Origin of the sequence: Streptomyces sp. SID12501 (assembly GCF_010550245.1) — a bacterium.
In the GTDB taxonomy this organism is placed as follows: Bacteria; Actinomycetota; Actinomycetes; order Streptomycetales; family Streptomycetaceae; genus Streptomyces.
Map to the genome: position 1 here is coordinate 1 of NZ_JAAGLU010000043.1, position 17,002 is coordinate 17,002.

General features: G+C 71.1%; 15 protein-coding genes and 1 pseudogene. 10 read left to right on the plus strand and 6 right to left on the minus strand.

The genetic code is table 11. The features are described 5' to 3' along the window. Nucleotides 1–253, plus strand: a pseudogene (locus G3I71_RS50470) (hypothetical protein); the annotation flags it as partial. Nucleotides 254–304: 51 nt separating this feature from the next. Here the strand turns inward: G3I71_RS50470 and G3I71_RS37870 are convergent. Together G3I71_RS37870 and G3I71_RS37875 are read right to left on the minus strand one after the other, a co-directional pair. Continuing rightward, nucleotides 305–1,426, minus strand: coding sequence for an adenylate/guanylate cyclase domain-containing protein (locus G3I71_RS37870; RefSeq protein ID WP_164322208.1), 1,122 nt, complete (start codon nt 1,424–1,426; stop codon nt 305–307). Between the two features lie 152 nt (nt 1,427–1,578). After that, nucleotides 1,579–2,445 (minus strand): biotin--[acetyl-CoA-carboxylase] ligase, encoded by an 867-nt coding sequence (locus G3I71_RS37875; protein WP_164322210.1) that lies wholly within the window; start codon nt 2,443–2,445, stop codon nt 1,579–1,581. 120 nt (nt 2,446–2,565) lie between these two features. Here G3I71_RS37875 and G3I71_RS37880 point away from each other — a divergent pair, with 120 nt between their 5' ends. The 4 genes from G3I71_RS37880 (at nt 2,566) to G3I71_RS37890 (ending at nt 5,287) form a co-directional block, all read left to right on the plus strand. Beyond that, a complete protein-coding gene (locus G3I71_RS37880) occupies nt 2,566–4,170 on the plus strand; it encodes an acyl-CoA carboxylase subunit beta (protein WP_164322212.1) in 1,605 nt (534 codons plus the stop codon). Between the two features lie 44 nt (nt 4,171–4,214). Next, nucleotides 4,215–4,424 carry an acyl-CoA carboxylase epsilon subunit gene (locus G3I71_RS37885; RefSeq protein WP_164322214.1) on the plus strand — a complete coding sequence of 70 codons (210 nt, stop codon included), beginning with the start codon at nt 4,215–4,217 and terminating at the stop codon, nt 4,422–4,424. 70 nt (nt 4,425–4,494) lie between these two features. Then, on the plus strand, nt 4,495–4,623 hold the full coding sequence (mmpB, locus tag G3I71_RS52410) for a morphogenic membrane protein MmpB (protein ID WP_268240764.1): 129 nt from the start codon (nt 4,495–4,497) through the stop codon (nt 4,621–4,623). 40 nt (nt 4,624–4,663) lie between these two features. Further along, on the plus strand, nt 4,664–5,287 hold the full coding sequence (locus G3I71_RS37890) for a nucleoside triphosphate pyrophosphatase (RefSeq protein ID WP_164322215.1): 624 nt from the start codon (nt 4,664–4,666) through the stop codon (nt 5,285–5,287). Nucleotides 5,288–5,317: 30 nt separating this feature from the next. On the opposite strand, the gene G3I71_RS37895 is transcribed toward G3I71_RS37890, so the two are convergent. Further along, complete coding sequence (locus G3I71_RS37895) at nt 5,318–5,815, minus strand: hypothetical protein (protein ID WP_164322216.1); 498 nt, start codon at nt 5,813–5,815, stop codon at nt 5,318–5,320. Between the two features lie 423 nt (nt 5,816–6,238). Between G3I71_RS37895 and G3I71_RS37900 the strand changes: the two genes are divergently transcribed. Beyond that, nucleotides 6,239–8,011 carry a biotin carboxylase N-terminal domain-containing protein gene (locus G3I71_RS37900; protein ID WP_164322217.1) on the plus strand — a complete coding sequence of 591 codons (1,773 nt, stop codon included), beginning with the start codon at nt 6,239–6,241 and terminating at the stop codon, nt 8,009–8,011. Nucleotides 8,012–8,257: 246 nt separating this feature from the next. Beyond that, nucleotides 8,258–8,833: a TetR/AcrR family transcriptional regulator gene (locus G3I71_RS37905; protein ID WP_164322218.1), complete on the plus strand. Its 576-nt coding sequence runs from the start codon at nt 8,258–8,260 to the stop codon at nt 8,831–8,833. A gap of 78 nt (nt 8,834–8,911) precedes the next feature. Here the strand turns inward: G3I71_RS37905 and G3I71_RS37910 are convergent, their stop codons facing one another. Together G3I71_RS37910 and G3I71_RS37915 are read right to left on the minus strand one after the other, a co-directional pair. Further along, nucleotides 8,912–9,916 (minus strand): DeoR/GlpR family DNA-binding transcription regulator, encoded by a 1,005-nt coding sequence (locus G3I71_RS37910; protein ID WP_164322219.1) that lies wholly within the window; start codon nt 9,914–9,916, stop codon nt 8,912–8,914. Nucleotides 9,917–10,107: 191 nt separating this feature from the next. After that, on the minus strand, nt 10,108–11,556 hold the full coding sequence (locus G3I71_RS37915) for an NAD(P)H-quinone dehydrogenase (RefSeq protein ID WP_164322220.1): 1,449 nt from the start codon (nt 11,554–11,556) through the stop codon (nt 10,108–10,110). Between the two features lie 174 nt (nt 11,557–11,730). On the opposite strand from G3I71_RS37915, the gene G3I71_RS37920 reads away from it, so the two are divergent. The 3 genes from G3I71_RS37920 (at nt 11,731) to G3I71_RS37930 (ending at nt 14,951) form a co-directional block, all read left to right on the plus strand. Beyond that, nucleotides 11,731–12,168, plus strand: a complete 438-nt coding sequence (locus G3I71_RS37920) for a gamma-glutamylcyclotransferase (protein WP_164322221.1) — start codon at nt 11,731–11,733, stop codon at nt 12,166–12,168. Nucleotides 12,169–12,303: 135 nt separating this feature from the next. Continuing rightward, the gene (locus tag G3I71_RS37925) at nt 12,304–13,128 is read left to right on the plus strand and encodes a purine-nucleoside phosphorylase (RefSeq protein ID WP_164322222.1); all 825 of its coding nucleotides are present in this window, start codon (nt 12,304–12,306) and stop codon (nt 13,126–13,128) included. Between the two features lie 188 nt (nt 13,129–13,316). Continuing rightward, the gene (locus tag G3I71_RS37930; RefSeq protein ID WP_164322223.1) at nt 13,317–14,951 is read left to right on the plus strand and encodes a phospho-sugar mutase; all 1,635 of its coding nucleotides are present in this window, start codon (nt 13,317–13,319) and stop codon (nt 14,949–14,951) included. 377 nt (nt 14,952–15,328) lie between these two features. Here G3I71_RS37930 and G3I71_RS37935 read toward each other — a convergent pair whose 3' ends face one another. Continuing rightward, the gene (locus G3I71_RS37935; protein ID WP_164322225.1) at nt 15,329–16,999 is read right to left on the minus strand and encodes a hypothetical protein; all 1,671 of its coding nucleotides are present in this window, start codon (nt 16,997–16,999) and stop codon (nt 15,329–15,331) included. Nucleotides 17,000–17,002 lie beyond the last annotated feature (3 nt).

Genomic DNA, 17,002 nt, shown 5'->3' on the forward strand with positions numbered 1-17,002 from the left:
TATCCCGCAGCAGCCCGACGCACCGGCCCCCGTCACCACGCCCGGCCAGTCCCGCCCGGCTCCACCGGCACCGGCCCCGGTGGCGCCCCAGCCCCAGCCCCCGCAGCAGGCGGCACCGGCCCCCGCACCGACGCCCGAGCCCCCGCAGGCCCCCGCACCGGCCCCGCAGCCCGCAAAGCCGGGCTCAAAACCGGGCGGAGTGTGCGTACCGCTCATCGGCCTGTGCGTGGACGCGCTGAACCACCGCCACTGAGCGGGAGGGGAGGAGAAGGCGAGGGGCGAGGGGAACGAGCGGTGGCCGGTGCTACGCGACGGGGCCGGCCCGCCGGGTCAGCAGCCAGGGTTCGACCACGCCGAGCCCGCGCACGGGCCGCTGCCACATCGGCTGGAGCGCGAAGCGGTACACCGGCGGCTCCTCGCCCTCCTTCTCCGCGGCGACCGCGGCCTCGGCCGCCTCCGCCTCGGAGGCGGGCGCGTCACCGGTACGGATCAGCTCCTCGGCGAACGCCGCGTCGACGAGCACCGCGTCCCGTGGCGCTATCGACGTCAACCGCGAGGCCAGATTCACCGTCGACCCGAACACATCACCCATACGGGTGGTCACCGTGCCGAAGGCCATCCCGACCCGCAGCTCGGGCATCGTCTCGTCGTGCGCCATCGTCTCGATCAGCCGCAGCGCGATCTCGGCGGCCACACCCGGCTCGTCCGCCGCGTACAGCACCTCGTCGCCGAGCGTCTTGACGAGCCGCCCGCCGTTCGCCGCGACCAGGTCGGCGGCCGTGGTCTCGAAGGCCTCGACGAGTTCGCCGAGCTCCTCCTCCTCCATCCGCCGGGTCAGCCGTGTGAAGCCGACCAGGTCGGCGAAGCAGACGGCGAGCCGCCGGTCGACCATCTCCTCGTCGTCGGCGGCCTGCACGACCCGCCCGGTCGCGGCGGCGAGCTGGCGCCGCCAGACGTACACGATGAACTCCTCCAGCTCGGGCAGGAGCAGCTCGATCAGCGGATACGTCACCTCGGTGCGCGTCATTCCGGGCTCGGGCGGCTCGGTCAGCCCCTCCAGGAAGGAGTCGATCTGCCACTCGGCCAGACGGGCGGTGGTCTGCCCCGTGGAGCGCGCCACCTGCACGGCCATCGCCTCGCTCAGCAGCCCCGCCTCGACGAGACCGGCGAGCCGGCGCAGCGCGAGTACGTCCGCCTCTGTCAGAGCCCTGGCCTGCCCGATGTCGGCGAAGCCCATCGCCCGCCAGAAACGGGACGCGAGTTCCATGGAGACACCGGCGCTGCGGGCCGCCTGAAAAGGGGTGTAGCGCCGCTCGGCGCCGAGGATGAGCTGTTCGAGGCGCAGGGCGAGCGGATCACCGGGGTCGGCGTCCTGGCCGTCTACCCGGCTGGCCGCCGTGTCGGAGCCCGTGTCGTCGACGGTCACGCCTGCTGCCCTTCCGATCTGTCACGGTCAGATATCGACCGCCCTCAACGATACGGCCTCACTCCGCCAGGTCCAGCAGGGACGACACACCGGAGTTGCTGTGAGCCGCGCCGGAGAACGTGCCGAGACGGGTGGACGGGTGAGAAATTCGCTCAGGCCGGCCGCAGGTGCACGACATCTCCCGCACCCACCGGCTCCTGCACCCCCTCCGCCGTGGCCAGCACCAGCCGACCGTCCCCGTCCACGGCCACCGCTTCCCCCACCACACTCCGGTCCCCCGGCAACTCCGCCCGCACCGTCCGCCCCAACGTCGCGCACTCCCCCGCATAGGCCTCCTGGAGCCCCGACGACACCGGGTCCCCCTCCACCGACCGCCACCGCACGTACCACTGCTCCAGCGACCGCAGCACCGCCCTCAGCAGCGGATCCCGGTCCGTCGCCACCGCCCCGGCCAGCGCCAGCGAGCCCGCCGTCGGCACCGGCAGCTCGTCCTCGCGCAGGGTGACGTTGATGCCGATGCCGATCACCACCGCGTCCTCGCCGGACCGCTCCGCGAGGATCCCGCCTGCCTTGCGCTCCGCGCCCTCGACGCTCACCAGCAGGTCATTGGGCCACTTGAGGGACGTATCGACGCCCGCGGCACGCGTCAGCCCCGTCGCCACCGCGACCCCGGTGAGCAGCGGCAGCCAGCCCCAGCGGGCCACCGGGACCTGCGTCGGCTTCAGCAGCACGGAGAAGAACAGCCCGGAGCGGGCGGGCGCCGTCCACTGCCGGTCCAGCCGCCCGCGCCCGGCGGTCTGCTCCTCGGCGAGCAGGATCAGCCCCTCCTCCGCCTTGCCCGCACTCACGAGCCCGACAAGGTCGGCGTTCGTGGACCCCGTACTGCGGACGACCTCCACCCCCGACCAGAGCCCGCCCTCCCGGACAAGCGCCCGGCGCAGCGCACCGGCGTTGAGGGGCGGCCGGTCGAGGTCGGACCACCGACCGTCACTGTCTGCTGAGTCATCTCGCGGCGTCATGCAAGCCACAGTAGATGTGGTAAACGCCGCACTGCCGATGGGTAGGCACGCCACTACGCTACGGATGAGTAGCCAACCCCCCTTCTGAGCACGTCACTCTTTACAGGGAGCCGCATCCCGATGGCCGAGCCGGTACAGCCGCAGCAGATCGACATCCACACCACCGCGGGCAAACTCGCCGACCTGCAGCGCCGCGTCGAGGCGGCCACGCACGCCGGATCGGGACGGGCTGTCGAGAAGCAGCACGCCAAGGGCAAACTGACGGCCCGTGAGCGGATCGAACTGCTCCTCGACGAGGACTCGTTCGTAGAACTGGACGAGTTCGCCACGCACCGCTCCACCAACTTCGGGCTGGAGAACAACCGCCCGTACGGAGACGGCGTGGTGACCGGTTACGGCACCGTCGACGGCCGTCCGATCGCCGTGTTCTCGCAGGACTTCACCGTGTTCGGCGGCGCGCTGGGCGAGGTGTACGGGCAGAAGATCGTCAAGGTCATGGACTTCGCGCTGAAGACCGGCTGTCCGGTCATCGGCATCAACGACTCGGGCGGCGCCCGTATCCAGGAGGGTGTCGCGTCCCTTGGCGCGTACGGCGAGATCTTCCGCCGCAACACCCACGCGTCCGGGGTCATCCCGCAGATCAGCCTTGTCGTGGGCCCCTGCGCGGGCGGAGCCGTGTACTCGCCCGCCATCACCGACTTCACGGTCATGGTCGACCAGACCTCGCACATGTTCATCACCGGCCCGGACGTCATCAAGACGGTCACGGGCGAGGACGTCGGCATGGAGGAACTGGGCGGCGCCCGCACCCACAACTCCGCCTCGGGCGTGGCCCATCACATGGCCGGCGACGAGAAGGACGCCATCGAGTACGTCAAGCAGCTGCTGTCGTACCTGCCGTCCAACAACCTCAGCGAGCCCCCGCTGTTCCCGGAGGAGGCGGACCTCACCGTCACGGACGAGGACCGCGAGCTGGACGTCCTGATCCCGGACAGCGCGAACCAGCCGTACGACATGCACACGGTGATCGAACACATCCTGGACGACGCCGAGTTCTTCGAGACGCAGTCCCTGTTCGCGCCGAACATCCTCACCGGGTTCGGCCGGGTGGAGGGCCGTCCGGTCGGTGTCGTCGCCAACCAGCCGATGCAGTTCGCGGGCTGCCTCGACATCGACGCGTCGGAGAAGGCGGCCCGCTTCGTCCGTACCTGCGACGCCTTCAACGTCCCGGTCATCACCTTCGTGGACGTCCCCGGCTTCCTGCCGGGCGTCGACCAGGAGCACACGGGCATCATCCGCAGGGGCGCGAAGCTGATCTACGCCTACGCGGAGGCGACCGTCCCGCTCATCACGGTCATCACCCGCAAGGCCTTCGGCGGCGCCTACGACGTCATGGGCTCCAAGCACCTGGGTGCCGACCTCAACCTCGCCTGGCCGACCGCCCAGATCGCCGTCATGGGCGCCCAGGGCGCGGTCAACATCCTGCACCGCCGCACGATCGCCGAGGCGGAGGCGAACGGGGAGGATCTGGACGTGGTCCGCGCCCGCCTCATCCAGGAGTACGAGGACCACCTCCTCAACCCCTACATCGCGGCCGAGCGTGGTTACGTCGACGCGGTGATCCTGCCGTCCGACACCCGCCGCCAGGTCGTACGGGGCCTGCGCCAGCTCCGTACGAAGCGCGAGTCGCTTCCCCCGAAGAAGCACGGCAACATCCCCCTCTAGACCGTCCGGACCGCGCAGACCGTTCAGACAGTTCAGGAGCCGTTGTGAACATCAAGGTCGTACGGGGCAATCCGACCCCCGAGGAGCTCGCCGCCGCCCTGGCGGTGGTCCGAGCCCGCGCCGTGGCGGCGTCCTCCACGCCGCCCGGCGCACCCGGCACGAAGGACGCGTGGGCGGACCCGTCCCGTATCTCCGCCCAGCACCTGCCCCACCCGGGCCCGACATCCTGGAGCCGGACCTACTGGCCGAGCTGAGCGGAACCGTTCGGGGAAGTTGAGTACGCCTACTCAGGCGCCCCGGCCCGCCAGGCCGCACGCTGGTGGAATGTTGTGGTCCGACCCCGAGAACGAGCCGCCGAAGGAACTGCGCGACGCGCAGCAGATGCTTCGGCGGCTCGGGTTTCTCATGGCGCTGGCCATGCTGCTCGCGATGATCGTGCTCGGCGTGCTGTAGGGCCTGTCGGGGCCCCGTACAGCGCCGATACCCTGGCCGCATGACCGATGATCAGCCGCGCCGCCGTCTCGTGCTCGCCTCCCAGTCTCCCGCCCGGCTCAACCTGCTCAGGCAGGCCGGACTCGACCCCGAGGTGATCGTCAGCGGGTTCGACGAGGACGCCGTGACCGCGCCGACCCCGGCCGAACTGGCCCTCGCCCTCGCCGAGGCCAAGGCGGCCGTGGTGGCCGCGCGGCCCGAGGTTCACGGCGCGCTGGTGATCGGCTGCGACTCCGTCCTCGACCTCGACGGCGAGGCGTACGGCAAGCCCGCCGACGCCGAGGAGGCCACCGCCCGCTGGAAGTCGATGCGCGGCCGGTCGGGCACGCTGGAGACCGGCCACTGCGTCCACGACACCGCGACGGGGCGCTCCGTCTCGGCGACCGCGTCCACCGTGGTCCGCTTCGGCGAGCCGACGGACGAGGAGATCGCCGCGTACGTCGCCTCGGGCGAACCCCTCCACGTCGCCGGGGCGTTCACGCTCGACGGCCGCTCGGCGCCGTTCATCGACGGCATCGACGGCGGCCACGGCAACGTCATCGGCATCAGCCTGCCGCTCGTACGCAAACTGCTCGCCGAACTGGGCGTCGGCATCACCGAGTTGTGGACGCCCCGGGCGAAGTAGCCGCCGTGACGGTGACGGTAACGGTGGCGGTCAGGGGGTGCTGGGGGCCGGCGGGGGCGTCAGCGGGGAGGCGTCCTCGGGGACATCGGGAACATCGGGGGAGCCGGGGACGTCGGGTGTCTCGGTCGCGGTGGGGTCCTGGTGGTCGTACGTCATCAGCAGGAGCACCACCAGCGTCAGCACCACGATCATGGCGAGGAACGCCTGCACGCCCACCAGCCCCCAGACGAACGCCCCCAGCAGCGCGTGCACCACGGCCACACTGATCAGCAGGATGCGGCCGAGCCCGGCCGGGGAGCGGTCGCGCCAGGCGACGAGCAGGGCCACCACACCGCACAGCGCGAAGTAGAGGCCGAAGAGCACGCCGCCGATCTTCGAGGAGATGGACATCATGTCCGGGTCGAGGCCGGCGAGGGACATCTGCTGGTTGCCGACCACGATCCCCAGGAACCAGTTCAGGGCGGCTATGCCGAACGCCTCCACGAAGAGGATGATCGCGACGATCCATGCCACCGGTCTGCGGACCACCGGCCCCCACCCACTTTCGACTGCGCACGGTCGCCGCACAGGCGCCGCACGAGCAAGGCTGCTGTTACCACTAGTACGTTCAGTTGGTACTACGTTCGGTACATCGTGAACGCTACTAACCGGTAAACGTACGGACAAGGGTTCGGGAGAGGTTCCTCGGCGGGCAAAGAATCATTGGGCCGTTCGTAGGGTGTCCACAAAGAAACCGAGTGGGCCGCAGCACGCTCTCACAGAGACCTTGACCACATCAGGGGGCTAGGGTTTCCCGATGGAGTCCCGCGTACATAGGTGCGACAAGGGATTTCACGGGTAGGGCGAGCCTCGCATCACGCTCCGTGTGGGCAAGCTCACCAGTGGGGACGGGTCGATGCGCCGTGTCGGCAGTCCCTAAACTCGGCTTGTTTCAAGGAGGGAGCCTCAATCGTGCGCAAGGTGCTCATCGCCAACCGTGGCGAAATCGCTGTCCGCGTTGCCAGGGCCTGTCAGGATGCCGGGATCGCGAGCGTGGCCGTGTACGCCGACCCGGACCGGGACGCGCTTCATGTGCGCGCCGCGGATGAGGCGTTCGCCCTGGGCGGTGACACCCCGGCGAGCAGTTATCTCGACATCGCCAAGGTGCTGCAGGCCGCCAAGGACTCGGGGGCGGACGCGATCCATCCTGGATACGGCTTCCTCTCGGAGAACGCCGACTTCGCCCAGGCAGTCATCGACGCCGGCCTGACCTGGATCGGCCCGCCCCCGCAGGCCATCCGTGACCTCGGCGACAAGGTCGCCGCCCGGCACATCGCCCAGCGTGCCGGTGCCCCGCTGGTCGCCGGCACCCCCGACCCCGTCTCCGGCGCGGACGAGGTCGTCGCCTTCGCCGAGCAGCACGGCCTCCCGATCGCGATCAAGGCCGCCTTCGGCGGTGGCGGACGCGGCCTCAAGGTCGCCCGGAACCTCGAAGAGGTCCCGGAACTCTACGAGTCCGCCGTCCGCGAGGCGGTGGCCGCGTTCGGCCGCGGCGAGTGCTTCGTCGAGCGCTATCTCGACAAGCCCCGGCACGTGGAGACCCAGTGCCTGGCCGACTCCCACGGCAACGTGGTCGTCGTCTCCACGCGTGACTGCTCGCTCCAGCGCCGCCACCAGAAGCTGGTGGAGGAGGCCCCGGCGCCGTTCCTCTCCGAGGCTCAGGTGGCGGAGCTGTACGCGTCGTCCAAGGCGATCCTGAAGGAGGCCGGCTATGTCGGCGCCGGGACCGTCGAGTTCCTGGTCGGCACGGACGGCACGATCTCCTTCCTGGAGGTCAACACGCGTCTGCAGGTGGAGCACCCGGTCACCGAGGAGGTCGCCGGCATCGACCTCGTACGCGAGATGTTCCGTATCGCCGACGGTGAGGAACTCGGCTACGGCGACCCCGAACTGCGCGGTCACTCCATCGAGTTCCGTATCAACGGCGAGGACCCCGGCCGCGGATTCCTGCCCGCCCCCGGCACCGTCACCACCTTCACCGCGCCGTCCGGCCCCGGTGTCCGCCTCGACGCGGGCGTCGAGTCCGGCAGCGTCATCGGCCCGGCCTGGGACTCACTCCTCGCCAAGCTGATCGTCACCGGCGCCACCCGCGCCCAGGCCCTCCAGCGGGCCGCCCGCGCGCTGGCCGAGTTCCAGGTCGAGGGCATGGCCACCGCCATCCCGTTCCACCGCGCGGTCGTCTCCGACCCCGCGTTCGCACCCGAACTCACCGGCTCCGACGCTCCGTTCACGATCCACACCCGGTGGATCGAGACCGAGTTCGTCAACGAGATCCCGGCCTTCGCCGTGCCCGCCGACACCGAGGCGGACGAGGAGGCGGGCCGCGAGACCGTGGTCGTCGAGGTCGGCGGCAAGCGCCTGGAGGTCTCCCTCCCCATCTCGCTGGGCATGTCCCTGGCCCGCACCGGCCTCGCCGCCGGCGCCAAACCCAAACGCCGCGCCGCCAAGAAGACCGGCCCCGCCGCCTCCGGCGACACCCTCGCCTCCCCGATGCAGGGCACCATCGTCAAGGTCGCCGTCGAGGAAGGCCAGGAAGTCAAGGAAGGCGACCTCATCGTCGTCCTCGAAGCCATGAAGATGGAACAGCCCCTCAACGCCCACAAGGCCGGCACCATCAAGGGCCTCGCCGCCGAGGTAGGCGCCTCCCTCACCTCCGGCGCCCTGATCTGCGAGATCAAGGACTGACCCGTACAGCACTGCGAGGCGCCCGGCGGACTGAGCGATCAGTCCGCCGGGCGCCTCTTTTCATGGCGTACGGTGCGCGCAGCGCCCGTACGCCAGGGGCGCGGGGCTGTATCCGATCTGCGGCTCCGCCGCGGGGCGCGACAAGCCACAACGGACCGTCAGCCCACCACGCACCGCACCCCCCACGGCGACTGGCCAATGGCATGCTGAACCCCCGGAACAAGTACAGGAAGGCCAGGTGAACCCATGGCCCAGCCGCCGGCAGGCCTCCGTGCCGACGCCCGCCGCAACTACGAGCGGCTGCTCACCGAGGCGCGTTCCGCCTTCGCCGAGCACGGGACGGACGCCTCCCTGGAGGACGTGGCACGGCGCGCCGGAGTCGGTATCGGCACGCTCTACCGTCACTTCCCCAACCGGCACGCCCTGCTGAGCGCGGTCTTCGAGGACGCGGTGAGTGACCTGCTGGCCCGCTCCCGCGAACTGCTGACCGACCCGGAGCCGTGCGCCGCGCTGGTGACCTGGCTGCGCGAGATCGTCACGCACGCCGGTGAGTACCGCGGCCTGGCACGGGCGCTCATGTCGGTGTCGTACGACGCCGACTCGGCCCTGGCCAGGTGCAGCAACCCGATGCGGGAGGCGGGCGCGGCCCTGCTCGCCCGCGCCCAGCAGGCCGGCACCCTGCGCACCGACGTCTCCATCGGCGACCTGCTCCAGCTCACCAACGCCATCGCGCTGGCGGCCGAGGAGACTCCGGACGACCCGGACCTGGCCGACCGCCTCCTGACCCTGACGCTGCGGGGCCTGAAGGCCGTACCCCGCTAACCCGGTATCCAAGTAACCCGGTAAGCCGGTAAGCCCGTTCCGTACACCCAGGTCCTTGCGCCCCGGTTCGTACGAGGGTCAGCGGCGGCGGAGGTCCGCCACCCGGGCCCGTTCCCGCTCGCGCTCACCGGGTCCGCCGGGCTGCTCGCCCAGCATCGTGCCGCGCAGCGGATGGCCCGCCGGGCCGCCGGGGAGCTGTCCCCGGCGCGGGTTGGGAAGCGGCACGTCCCGGCGCTGTTGGCGCGTGGGGACCTGCTCACCGCCCTGCGGCCCGTTTCCCGGCGAGTTGCTGCCCGAGCCCGACGATCCGGCCACGGCGATCTGCACTCCCTGGTCCGCCAGGGCCTGGAGTTCCGTACCGGCGCGGTCGTCGTGGACGGGCGGTTCGTCGGTGACGAGGCGGGTGATCACATCCGTGGGCACGGTCTGGAACATGGTGTCCGAACCGAGCTTGGTGTGATCGGCGAGCACGACGACCTCGGCGGCGGCCTGCACCAGCGCGCGGTCGACGGACGCCGACAGCATGTTGGAGGTGGACAGCCCGCGTTCGGCGGTGAGCCCGCTTCCGGAGAGGAAGGCCTTGGACACCCGCAGCCCGTGCAGGGACTGCTCGGCGCCACTGCCGACCAGGGCGTAGTTGGAACCGCGCAGAGTGCCACCGGTCATCACGACCTCCACTCTGTTCGCGTGGGCCAACGCCTGGGCCACCAGAAGGGAATTGGTGACAACGGTCAGCCCGGGGACCCGCGCGAGCCGGCGTGCCAGCTCCTGCGTGGTGGTCCCCGCCCCGACCACGATGGCCTCGCCTTCTTCGACGAAGCTCGCGGCGAGGTCGGCGATGGCCGTCTTCTCGGCGGTCGCGAGATGGGATTTCTGCGGAAAGCCGGATTCTCGCGTGAACCCGCCCGGCAATACCGCACCGCCATGCCGGCGGTCGAGGAGTCCTTCTGCCTCCAGTGCGCGCACGTCCCGCCGTACGGTCACTTCGGAGGTCTGGACGACGCGGGCGAGCTCACGGAGCGACACGGCTCCATTGGCACGCACCATTTCGAGGATCAATTGACGACGTTCTGCAGCGAACACGAAACTGACAGTAACCCCAAGGACCGTCTGCTTTCAGCAGTTTGCGCCGAATAGCAGAAGTTGTTCGCAGGTGGGTACGCGAAGTGGTATACGCGCCTATCTCCCCGGCTTATGCCGCGGGAATGGCCGACAAATCCCCGTGACCAGCGGGAAGTTGCTCTCCCTGGCGCCTCACCGGCGCCTCCCGACCGTCAGGCCTCGCCCGCCGCCTTGCGCGTGTGAAGCTGCCGGGCGACCTCGGCGATCGATCCCGAAAGGGACGGATAGACCGTGAACGCGTTCGCGATCTGCTCGACCGTCAGATTGTTGTCCACGGCGATCGAGATCGGGTGGATGAGTTCGGAGGCGCGCGGCGACACGACGCACCCGCCCACGACAATCCCGGTGCCCGGCCGGCACATGAGCTTGACGAAACCGTCCCGGATGCCCATCATCTTGGCGCGCGGATTGCGCAGCAGCGGCAGTTTGACGACCACTGCCTCGATCTTCCCGGAGTCGACATCGGCCTGGCTGTAGCCGACGGTCGCGATCTCGGGGTCGGTGAAGACGTTGGAGGAGACGGTCTTCAGGTTCAGGGGGGCCACCGCGTCGCCGAGGAAGTGGTACATGGCGATACGGCCCTGCATGGCGGCGACGGACGCGAGGGCGAAGACGCCGGTCACGTCACCGGCGGCGTACACGCCCGGGGCTGTCGTCCTCGACACCTTGTCGGTCCAGATGTGCCCGGAGTCGCGGAGCTTGACCCCGGCCTCCTCCAGGCCCATTCCGGCGCTGTTGGGAATCGCGCCGACGGCCATCAGACAGTGCGAGCCGCTGATGACCCGCCCGTCGGCGAGGGTGACCTCGACCCGGTCGCCGACGCGCTTGGCGGACTCGGCGCGGGAGCGGGCCATGACGTTCATGCCACGGCGCCGGAAGACCTCTTCGAGGACGGCGGCGGCGTCGGGGTCCTCACCCGGCAGCACACGGTCACGGGAGGAGACGAGGGTGACCTTGGACCCGAGAGCCTGATAGGCGCCGGCGAACTCGGCACCGGTGACACCGGACCCGACCACGATGAGCTCTTCGGGCAGCTCGGTGAGGTCGTAGACCTGGGTCCAGTTGAGGATGCACTCACCGTCGGGCTGCGCGTCCTCCAGCTCACGCGGGTGTCCACCGGTGGCGATCAGCACGGCGTCGGCGACGAGCGTCTCCTCGCTGCCGTCCACGGCCCGTACGACGACCTTCCGGGAGCCGTCGACGCCCTGCAGTCCGTCGAGCCGCCCGCGCCCGCGCAGGACGCGTGCGCCGGCCCGGGTGACGGAGGCGGTGATGTCGTGCGACTGGGCGAGGGCGAGGCGCTTCACCCGTCGGTTGACCTTGCCGAGGTCGACACCGACGACGCGGGCGGCCTGCTTGTCGGGTGGGGTGTCGTCCGCGACGATGATCCCCAGTTCCTCGTACGAGGAGTCGAAGGTGGTCATCACCTCGGCCGTGGCGATCAGGGTCTTCGACGGTACGCAGTCGGTGAGCACCGACGCCCCGCCCAGACCGTCGCAGTCGACGACGGTCACCTCCGCGCCGAGCTGCGCTGCCACCAGCGCCGCTTCGTAGCCGCCGGGTCCGCCACCAATGATCACGATCCGAGTCACATACCCCATTGTCCCGTACGCCCCGGGGTGCCGACGCCCCGGGGCCGCCGCACGGGTCCCGGGGCGGGTAACAGGGGGGACGGCCGACGGGTGCGGCACGGGCGAGGACGGACGTCTGTACGGGTATGGAAGGGGCGCGTGCTGCCGGAGTGGCGGCCGTGTCCGCTGCCGTACTCTCGATCCATGTCGCTCTACGCCGCCTACGCCGGCAATCTCGACGCCCGGCTCATGACGCGCCGCGCACCGCACTCGCCGTTGCGCGCCACCGGCTGGCTGACCGGCTGGCGGCTGACGTTCGGCGGCGAGCACATGGGCTGGGAGGGCGCTCTCCCGACGATCGTCGAGGCACCCCGCTCCCAGGTCTTCGTCGCCCTGTACGAGGTCGCCCCGCTCGACGAGGACTCCCTGGACCGCTGGGAGGGCGTGGGTCTCGACATCTACCGCCGGATGCGGCTGCGCGTCGACACTCTGGAGGGCAAGGAACCGGCGTGGGTGTACGTCCTCAACGGGTACGAGGGCGGCCTGCCGTCGGCCCGGAACCTGGGCGAGATCGCCGACGCGGCGGAGTCGGCGGGGGCGCCGCACGACTATGTGATGGAACTGAGAAAACGTCCCTGTTAGGACCTCCCCGTCAAGTCCTCCCCGGGCCCCCTCCACCCCTTGCATGGACTTGTATGGAAACGACAAGACAACGATCGTCATCCCGTAACCTCCGTCATCTACGCGCGTAGGCTCGAACCGGATACGCTCATGCGCGTGAACGCATCTCTTCTTCCGGACGACATCCAGGGCGACCCCTACTCCGCCGCCGACGCCGCCGCCGCGCGCCTGCGGGAGCTCACGGGCGCCGAGACCCACGACGTCGCCCTCGTGATGGGCTCCGGCTGGGCACCGGCCGTGGACGCCCTGGGCGACCCCGAGGCCGAGTTCCAGGTCACCGAGCTGCCCGGCTTCCCGCCGTCGGCGGTCGAGGGCCACGGCGGCAAGATCCGCTCGTACCGGATCGGTGACAGGCGCGCGCTGGTCTTCCTGGGCCGCACGCACTACTACGAGGGCCGGGGCGTCGCGTCCGTGGCGCACGGTGTCCGTACCGCCGTGGCCGCCGGCTGCAAGACCATCGTCCTGACCAACGGCTGCGGCGGCCTGCGCGCCGACATGCGCCCCGGCCAGCCGGTCCTGATCAGCGACCACATCAACCTCACGGCGACGTCCCCGATCGTCGGCGCGAACTTCGTCGACCTCACGGACCTGTACTCGCCGCGACTGCGTGCCCTGTGCAAGGAGATCGACCCGAGTCTTGAGGAGGGCGTCTACGCCCAGTTCACGGGCCCGCACTACGAGACGCCGGCCGAGATCCGGATGGCGCGGGCCATCGGCGCGGACCTGGTCGGGATGTCGACGGTGCTGGAGGCGATCGCGGCACGGGAGGCCGGCGCCGAGATCCTGGGCATCTCCCTGGTGACGAACCTCGCGGCGGGGATGACGGGGGAACCCCTGAACCACGAGGAGGTCCTCCAGGCGGGCCGCGACAGCGCCACCCGCATGGGCGCCCTCCTGACCAAGGTCCTGGACCGCCTGTAACGCTTGGCCCGCCCCGACCTCAGCGCTTTTAGCCCGTCCGGCGTTTGAGGACGAGGCCCGTTCAGGGCCGAAAGCGGGGGTCTGGGGGCGGCGGCCCCCAGGGATGGGACGGGTAGGGGCGGCGGGGGCGACAACAATCGACCCGCACCCGACCACGCACCGCAACCACCACAACGAGAGGCACCGACGTGCACGACGACGAACTCATCGCACGCGCCAAGGCGTGGCTGGCCGAGGACCCCGACGCCGAAACCCGTGAGGAACTCGCCAAGCTCATCGACGCCCAGGACCTCCCGGAGCTCACCACCCGCTTCACCGGCACCCTCCAGTTCGGCACCGCGGGCCTCCGCGGCGAACTCGGCGCCGGCCCCATGCGCATGAACCGCTCGGTCGTCATCCGCGCCGCCGCCGGCCTCGCCGCGTATCTCAAGGCGAAGGGCGAGACCGACGGCCTCGTCGTCATCGGCTACGACGCCCGCCACAAGTCGGCGGACTTCGCCCAGGACACCGCCGCCGTGATGACCGGCGCCGGCCTCAGGGCAGCCGTCCTCCCCCATCCCCTCCCCACCCCGGTACTGGCGTTCGCCATAAGGCACCTCGGCGCCGTCGCGGGCGTGGAGGTCACCGCAAGTCACAACCCGCCCCGAGACAACGGCTACAAGGTGTACCTGGGCGACGGCTCCCAGATCGTCCCGCCCGCCGACGCCGGGATCGCCGCCGAGATCGAAGCCGTACGCGCCCTCGCCGACGTACCGCGTCCGGAATCCGGCTGGGAAACCCTCGACGACACCGTCCTGAACGCCTACCTGGCCCGTACGGACGCCGTCCTCACCCCCGGTTCCCCCCGTACCGCCCGCACGGTCTACACCGCGATGCACGGCGTCGGCCGGGACACCCTCCTCGCGGCCTTCGCCCGGGCCGGTTTCCCCGCCCCCGAGCTGGTCGCCGAGCAGGCCGACCCCGACCCGGACTTCCCGACCGTCGCCTTCCCGAACCCGGAAGAGCCCGGCGCGATGGACCTCGCCTTCGCGAAGGCCCGAGAGACGAACCCGGACCTGATCATCGCGAACGACCCCGACGCGGACCGCTGCGCGGTGGCCGTACCGAGCGGTGACGGCTGGCGCATGCTGCGCGGCGACGAGGTGGGCGCCCTCCTCGCCACCCACCTGGTCCGGCACGGGGCGCGGGGCACGTTCGCCGAGTCGATCGTCTCCTCGTCCCTCCTCGGCCGGATCGCCGAGAAAGCGGGTCTGCCGTACGAGGAGACCCTCACCGGCTTCAAGTGGATCGCCCGCGTCGAGGGCCTGCGCTACGGCTACGAGGAGGCCCTCGGCTACTGCGTGGACCCCGAGGGCGTACGCGACAAGGACGGCATCACCGCCGCGCTCGCCATCACGGAACTCGCCTCCGGGCTGAAGGCCGAGGGCCGTACGCTCCTCGACCTGCTCGACGACATCGCGGTCGAGCACGGGCTGCACGGCACCGACCAGCTCTCGGTCCGCGTCGAGGACCTGTCGGTCATCGCGAACGCCATGCGCCGACTGCGCGAGCAGCCTCCGACGCAGCTGGCGGGCCTGCCGATCACGAGGGCCGAGGACCTGACCAAGGGCACGGAGACGCTCCCGCCCACGGACGGCCTGCGCTACACGCTCGACGGCGCCCGCGTCATCGTCCGCCCCAGCGGTACGGAGCCCAAGCTGAAGTGCTACCTGGAGGTCGTCCTCCCGGTGCCCACACACGCGGACCTTCCGGCGGCCCGCGCGAAGGCGACGGACCTGCTGGAGACGATCAAGCGGGACCTCTCCGCGGCGGCGGGCATCTGAGCGTCCGCCGGCCGGACGTACAGGAATCCCTCACCAAGTCCCTCACCCTCGATGGGGTGCCCCCGACCGGAGGCACCCCATCGAGTGATTCGCGCCCGCTCGCTGACGCGCGCTCCACCACGGGCCCCGCCCCCGGGAACGGTGACCTGCGAGCCGCCCCGGCTTCCTCGTCCCGGCCTTCCCGCTCCTGCTGCCCCTCGCGGTCGATCCCGCCCGCGCCTCCCGCCGATTCCGCGAGTGCGCGATCACGACGGCGGTGGCACTGTCGGCGTACTGCGGCGCCTACACGTCCCGGGTCCGGCCGAGCGCGCCCTGAGGCCGTCGATTCCCTGCGACCCGATCCGTCGGGCAGGCCCTGACCCGCCCGACGTACGCTCTCAGCGCGCCGCCACCAGCACCACCACCCACACCGCCGCCAGTACCGCGGTCAGCGGCCAGAGCGGCCGACCCTGTTGCGCCGCGTCGCTCTCACCGGTCGGCCGCAGCTCGGCGTCGAGGCGCATGGCGGTCAGTTCGGCGGCCAGGGCGTCGTACGGGTGGGTCAGCCCCAGGCGTCGCTGGAGCCGGCCCCAGCGGGGCGCGGAGACCGACCAGACGCCGTCCTGCCAGTCGATCCTCAGCTCCAGTGAGCGGCGTCGTACGAAACGGAGGTCGTCCCAGGGCACGTGCTGGGGCCTGCGCAGCCCACTGATCCAGATGCCGGACCGGTCGGCGGTGACGCGCCAGGCAAGCCTCATGGGGACGACCACCGCGCCCAACAGCCCATACACGGGGAGGCTTACCAGCTTCCATGTCGCGAGGTCGGGGTCGTCGAACCAGTTCCGGACCGGCCACAGGCACCACAGCACGACAAGCACGGTGGCCAGCCAGTCCAGCCACCCCGCCCGCCACCACCGCACCTTGCCGGTGGCCGCACGCTGCTCGGCCAACTCCCGCCCCTGAAGCTCCAGTTGGATGCTGTCGGCGGCGTGTTCGCGGTACCGGGCCACCCGTCTGCGGCCCGCGTCCGGCGACAGCGGCCGGACCGGCCCCGCCGACCACTCCGTCAGCGGCGGCTGCTCGGGATCCTCGTCGGCGCTGACGACGAGCACCTCGGCGCCGTCGAAGGGAGCGCCGTAGAGAACGGCCTCCCGGACCGGCCCGAGGGTGTCGTCGTCGAGGCCGAGAAGCACCCGCCGAAGCTCGTCGTCACCGTCCCCACCGGCCGGATCATCCCCGTCCTCGTCCCTATACCCCTCGTCGTCGTCCTCGTCGAAGGAGGTGAGGTCGACGGTGAACAGGGGCCGCTCGGCGGCGAGATCGTCGGCGGCGTACACCTCCGTACCGCCCTGTGCGTCGTCCCGTACGAGGACGCGCAGCACCGGCACCGGAGCCCCGCGCAGCGCGCCCGCCCGCTGCCGGCCCAGCCATGCCGAGGCCAGCGCGGTCACCCCGAGGCCGGCCAGGAAGACGGTGACGACCCAGGCGCCCTCCTGGTCCTCGGCCGAGCCCCAGCGACCGGCGGTGCTCCCGGTCAGCACGCCGAGCGCGAGGACGACGAACCCCATCGCGAACAGCAGCCGCCCACGCCGTACGGGGGCCTCGGCGCCCGGCACGGGCACGGCGACACCCCCGGCAGCCGCCACGGCCCGCTCCAGCTGCTCACCGCGCGCCCGCAGCCGTACGGCCACGACAGCCCAGGAGCCCAGCACGACCACCACTCCGAAGCCGGTCAGCGCCCACGACTTCGCGGAGGCCTCCACCGCGAGGGCGAGCAGCAGCAGGGGTGCGCCGACCCACACGAGCTCGGGCCGGGCGAGCACCCACAGCACGTACACCGCGAACCCGGCGGCGACGAACGGCCACAGGCCGCCGGCCATCGCCACCAGGGCGCCCACGCACAGCACAAGGGTGGCGAGGCCCGCCGCGACCGAGCGGCGCACCCGGAGGAAGGTCCAGCGCGGCGGCAACGCGGCCGACCAGCCCGCCGCGCGAGCAGTGGTCCAGTCCTGGCAGCCGTCGGGTATGGCTGCGGAGGGCAGCCGCAACGACTCGTCGGGGAAGGTCACGCG

What these genes read in the sequence shown, in the direction of transcription:
- G3I71_RS37875 (WP_164322210.1), bottom strand. Translation starts at nt 2,445, where the DNA reads ATGACGCCGCGAGATGACTCAGCAGACAGTGACGGTCGGTGGTCCGAC.
- G3I71_RS37880 (WP_164322212.1), top strand. Translation starts at nt 2,566, where the DNA reads ATGGCCGAGCCGGTACAGCCGCAGCAGATCGACATCCACACCACCGCG.
- mmpB (WP_268240764.1), top strand. Translation starts at nt 4,495, where the DNA reads ATGTTGTGGTCCGACCCCGAGAACGAGCCGCCGAAGGAACTGCGCGAC.
- G3I71_RS37890 (WP_164322215.1), top strand. Translation starts at nt 4,664, where the DNA reads ATGACCGATGATCAGCCGCGCCGCCGTCTCGTGCTCGCCTCCCAGTCT.
- G3I71_RS37905 (WP_164322218.1), top strand. Translation starts at nt 8,258, where the DNA reads ATGGCCCAGCCGCCGGCAGGCCTCCGTGCCGACGCCCGCCGCAACTAC.
- G3I71_RS37915 (WP_164322220.1), bottom strand. Translation starts at nt 11,556, where the DNA reads ATGGGGTATGTGACTCGGATCGTGATCATTGGTGGCGGACCCGGCGGC.
- G3I71_RS37920 (WP_164322221.1), top strand. Translation starts at nt 11,731, where the DNA reads ATGTCGCTCTACGCCGCCTACGCCGGCAATCTCGACGCCCGGCTCATG.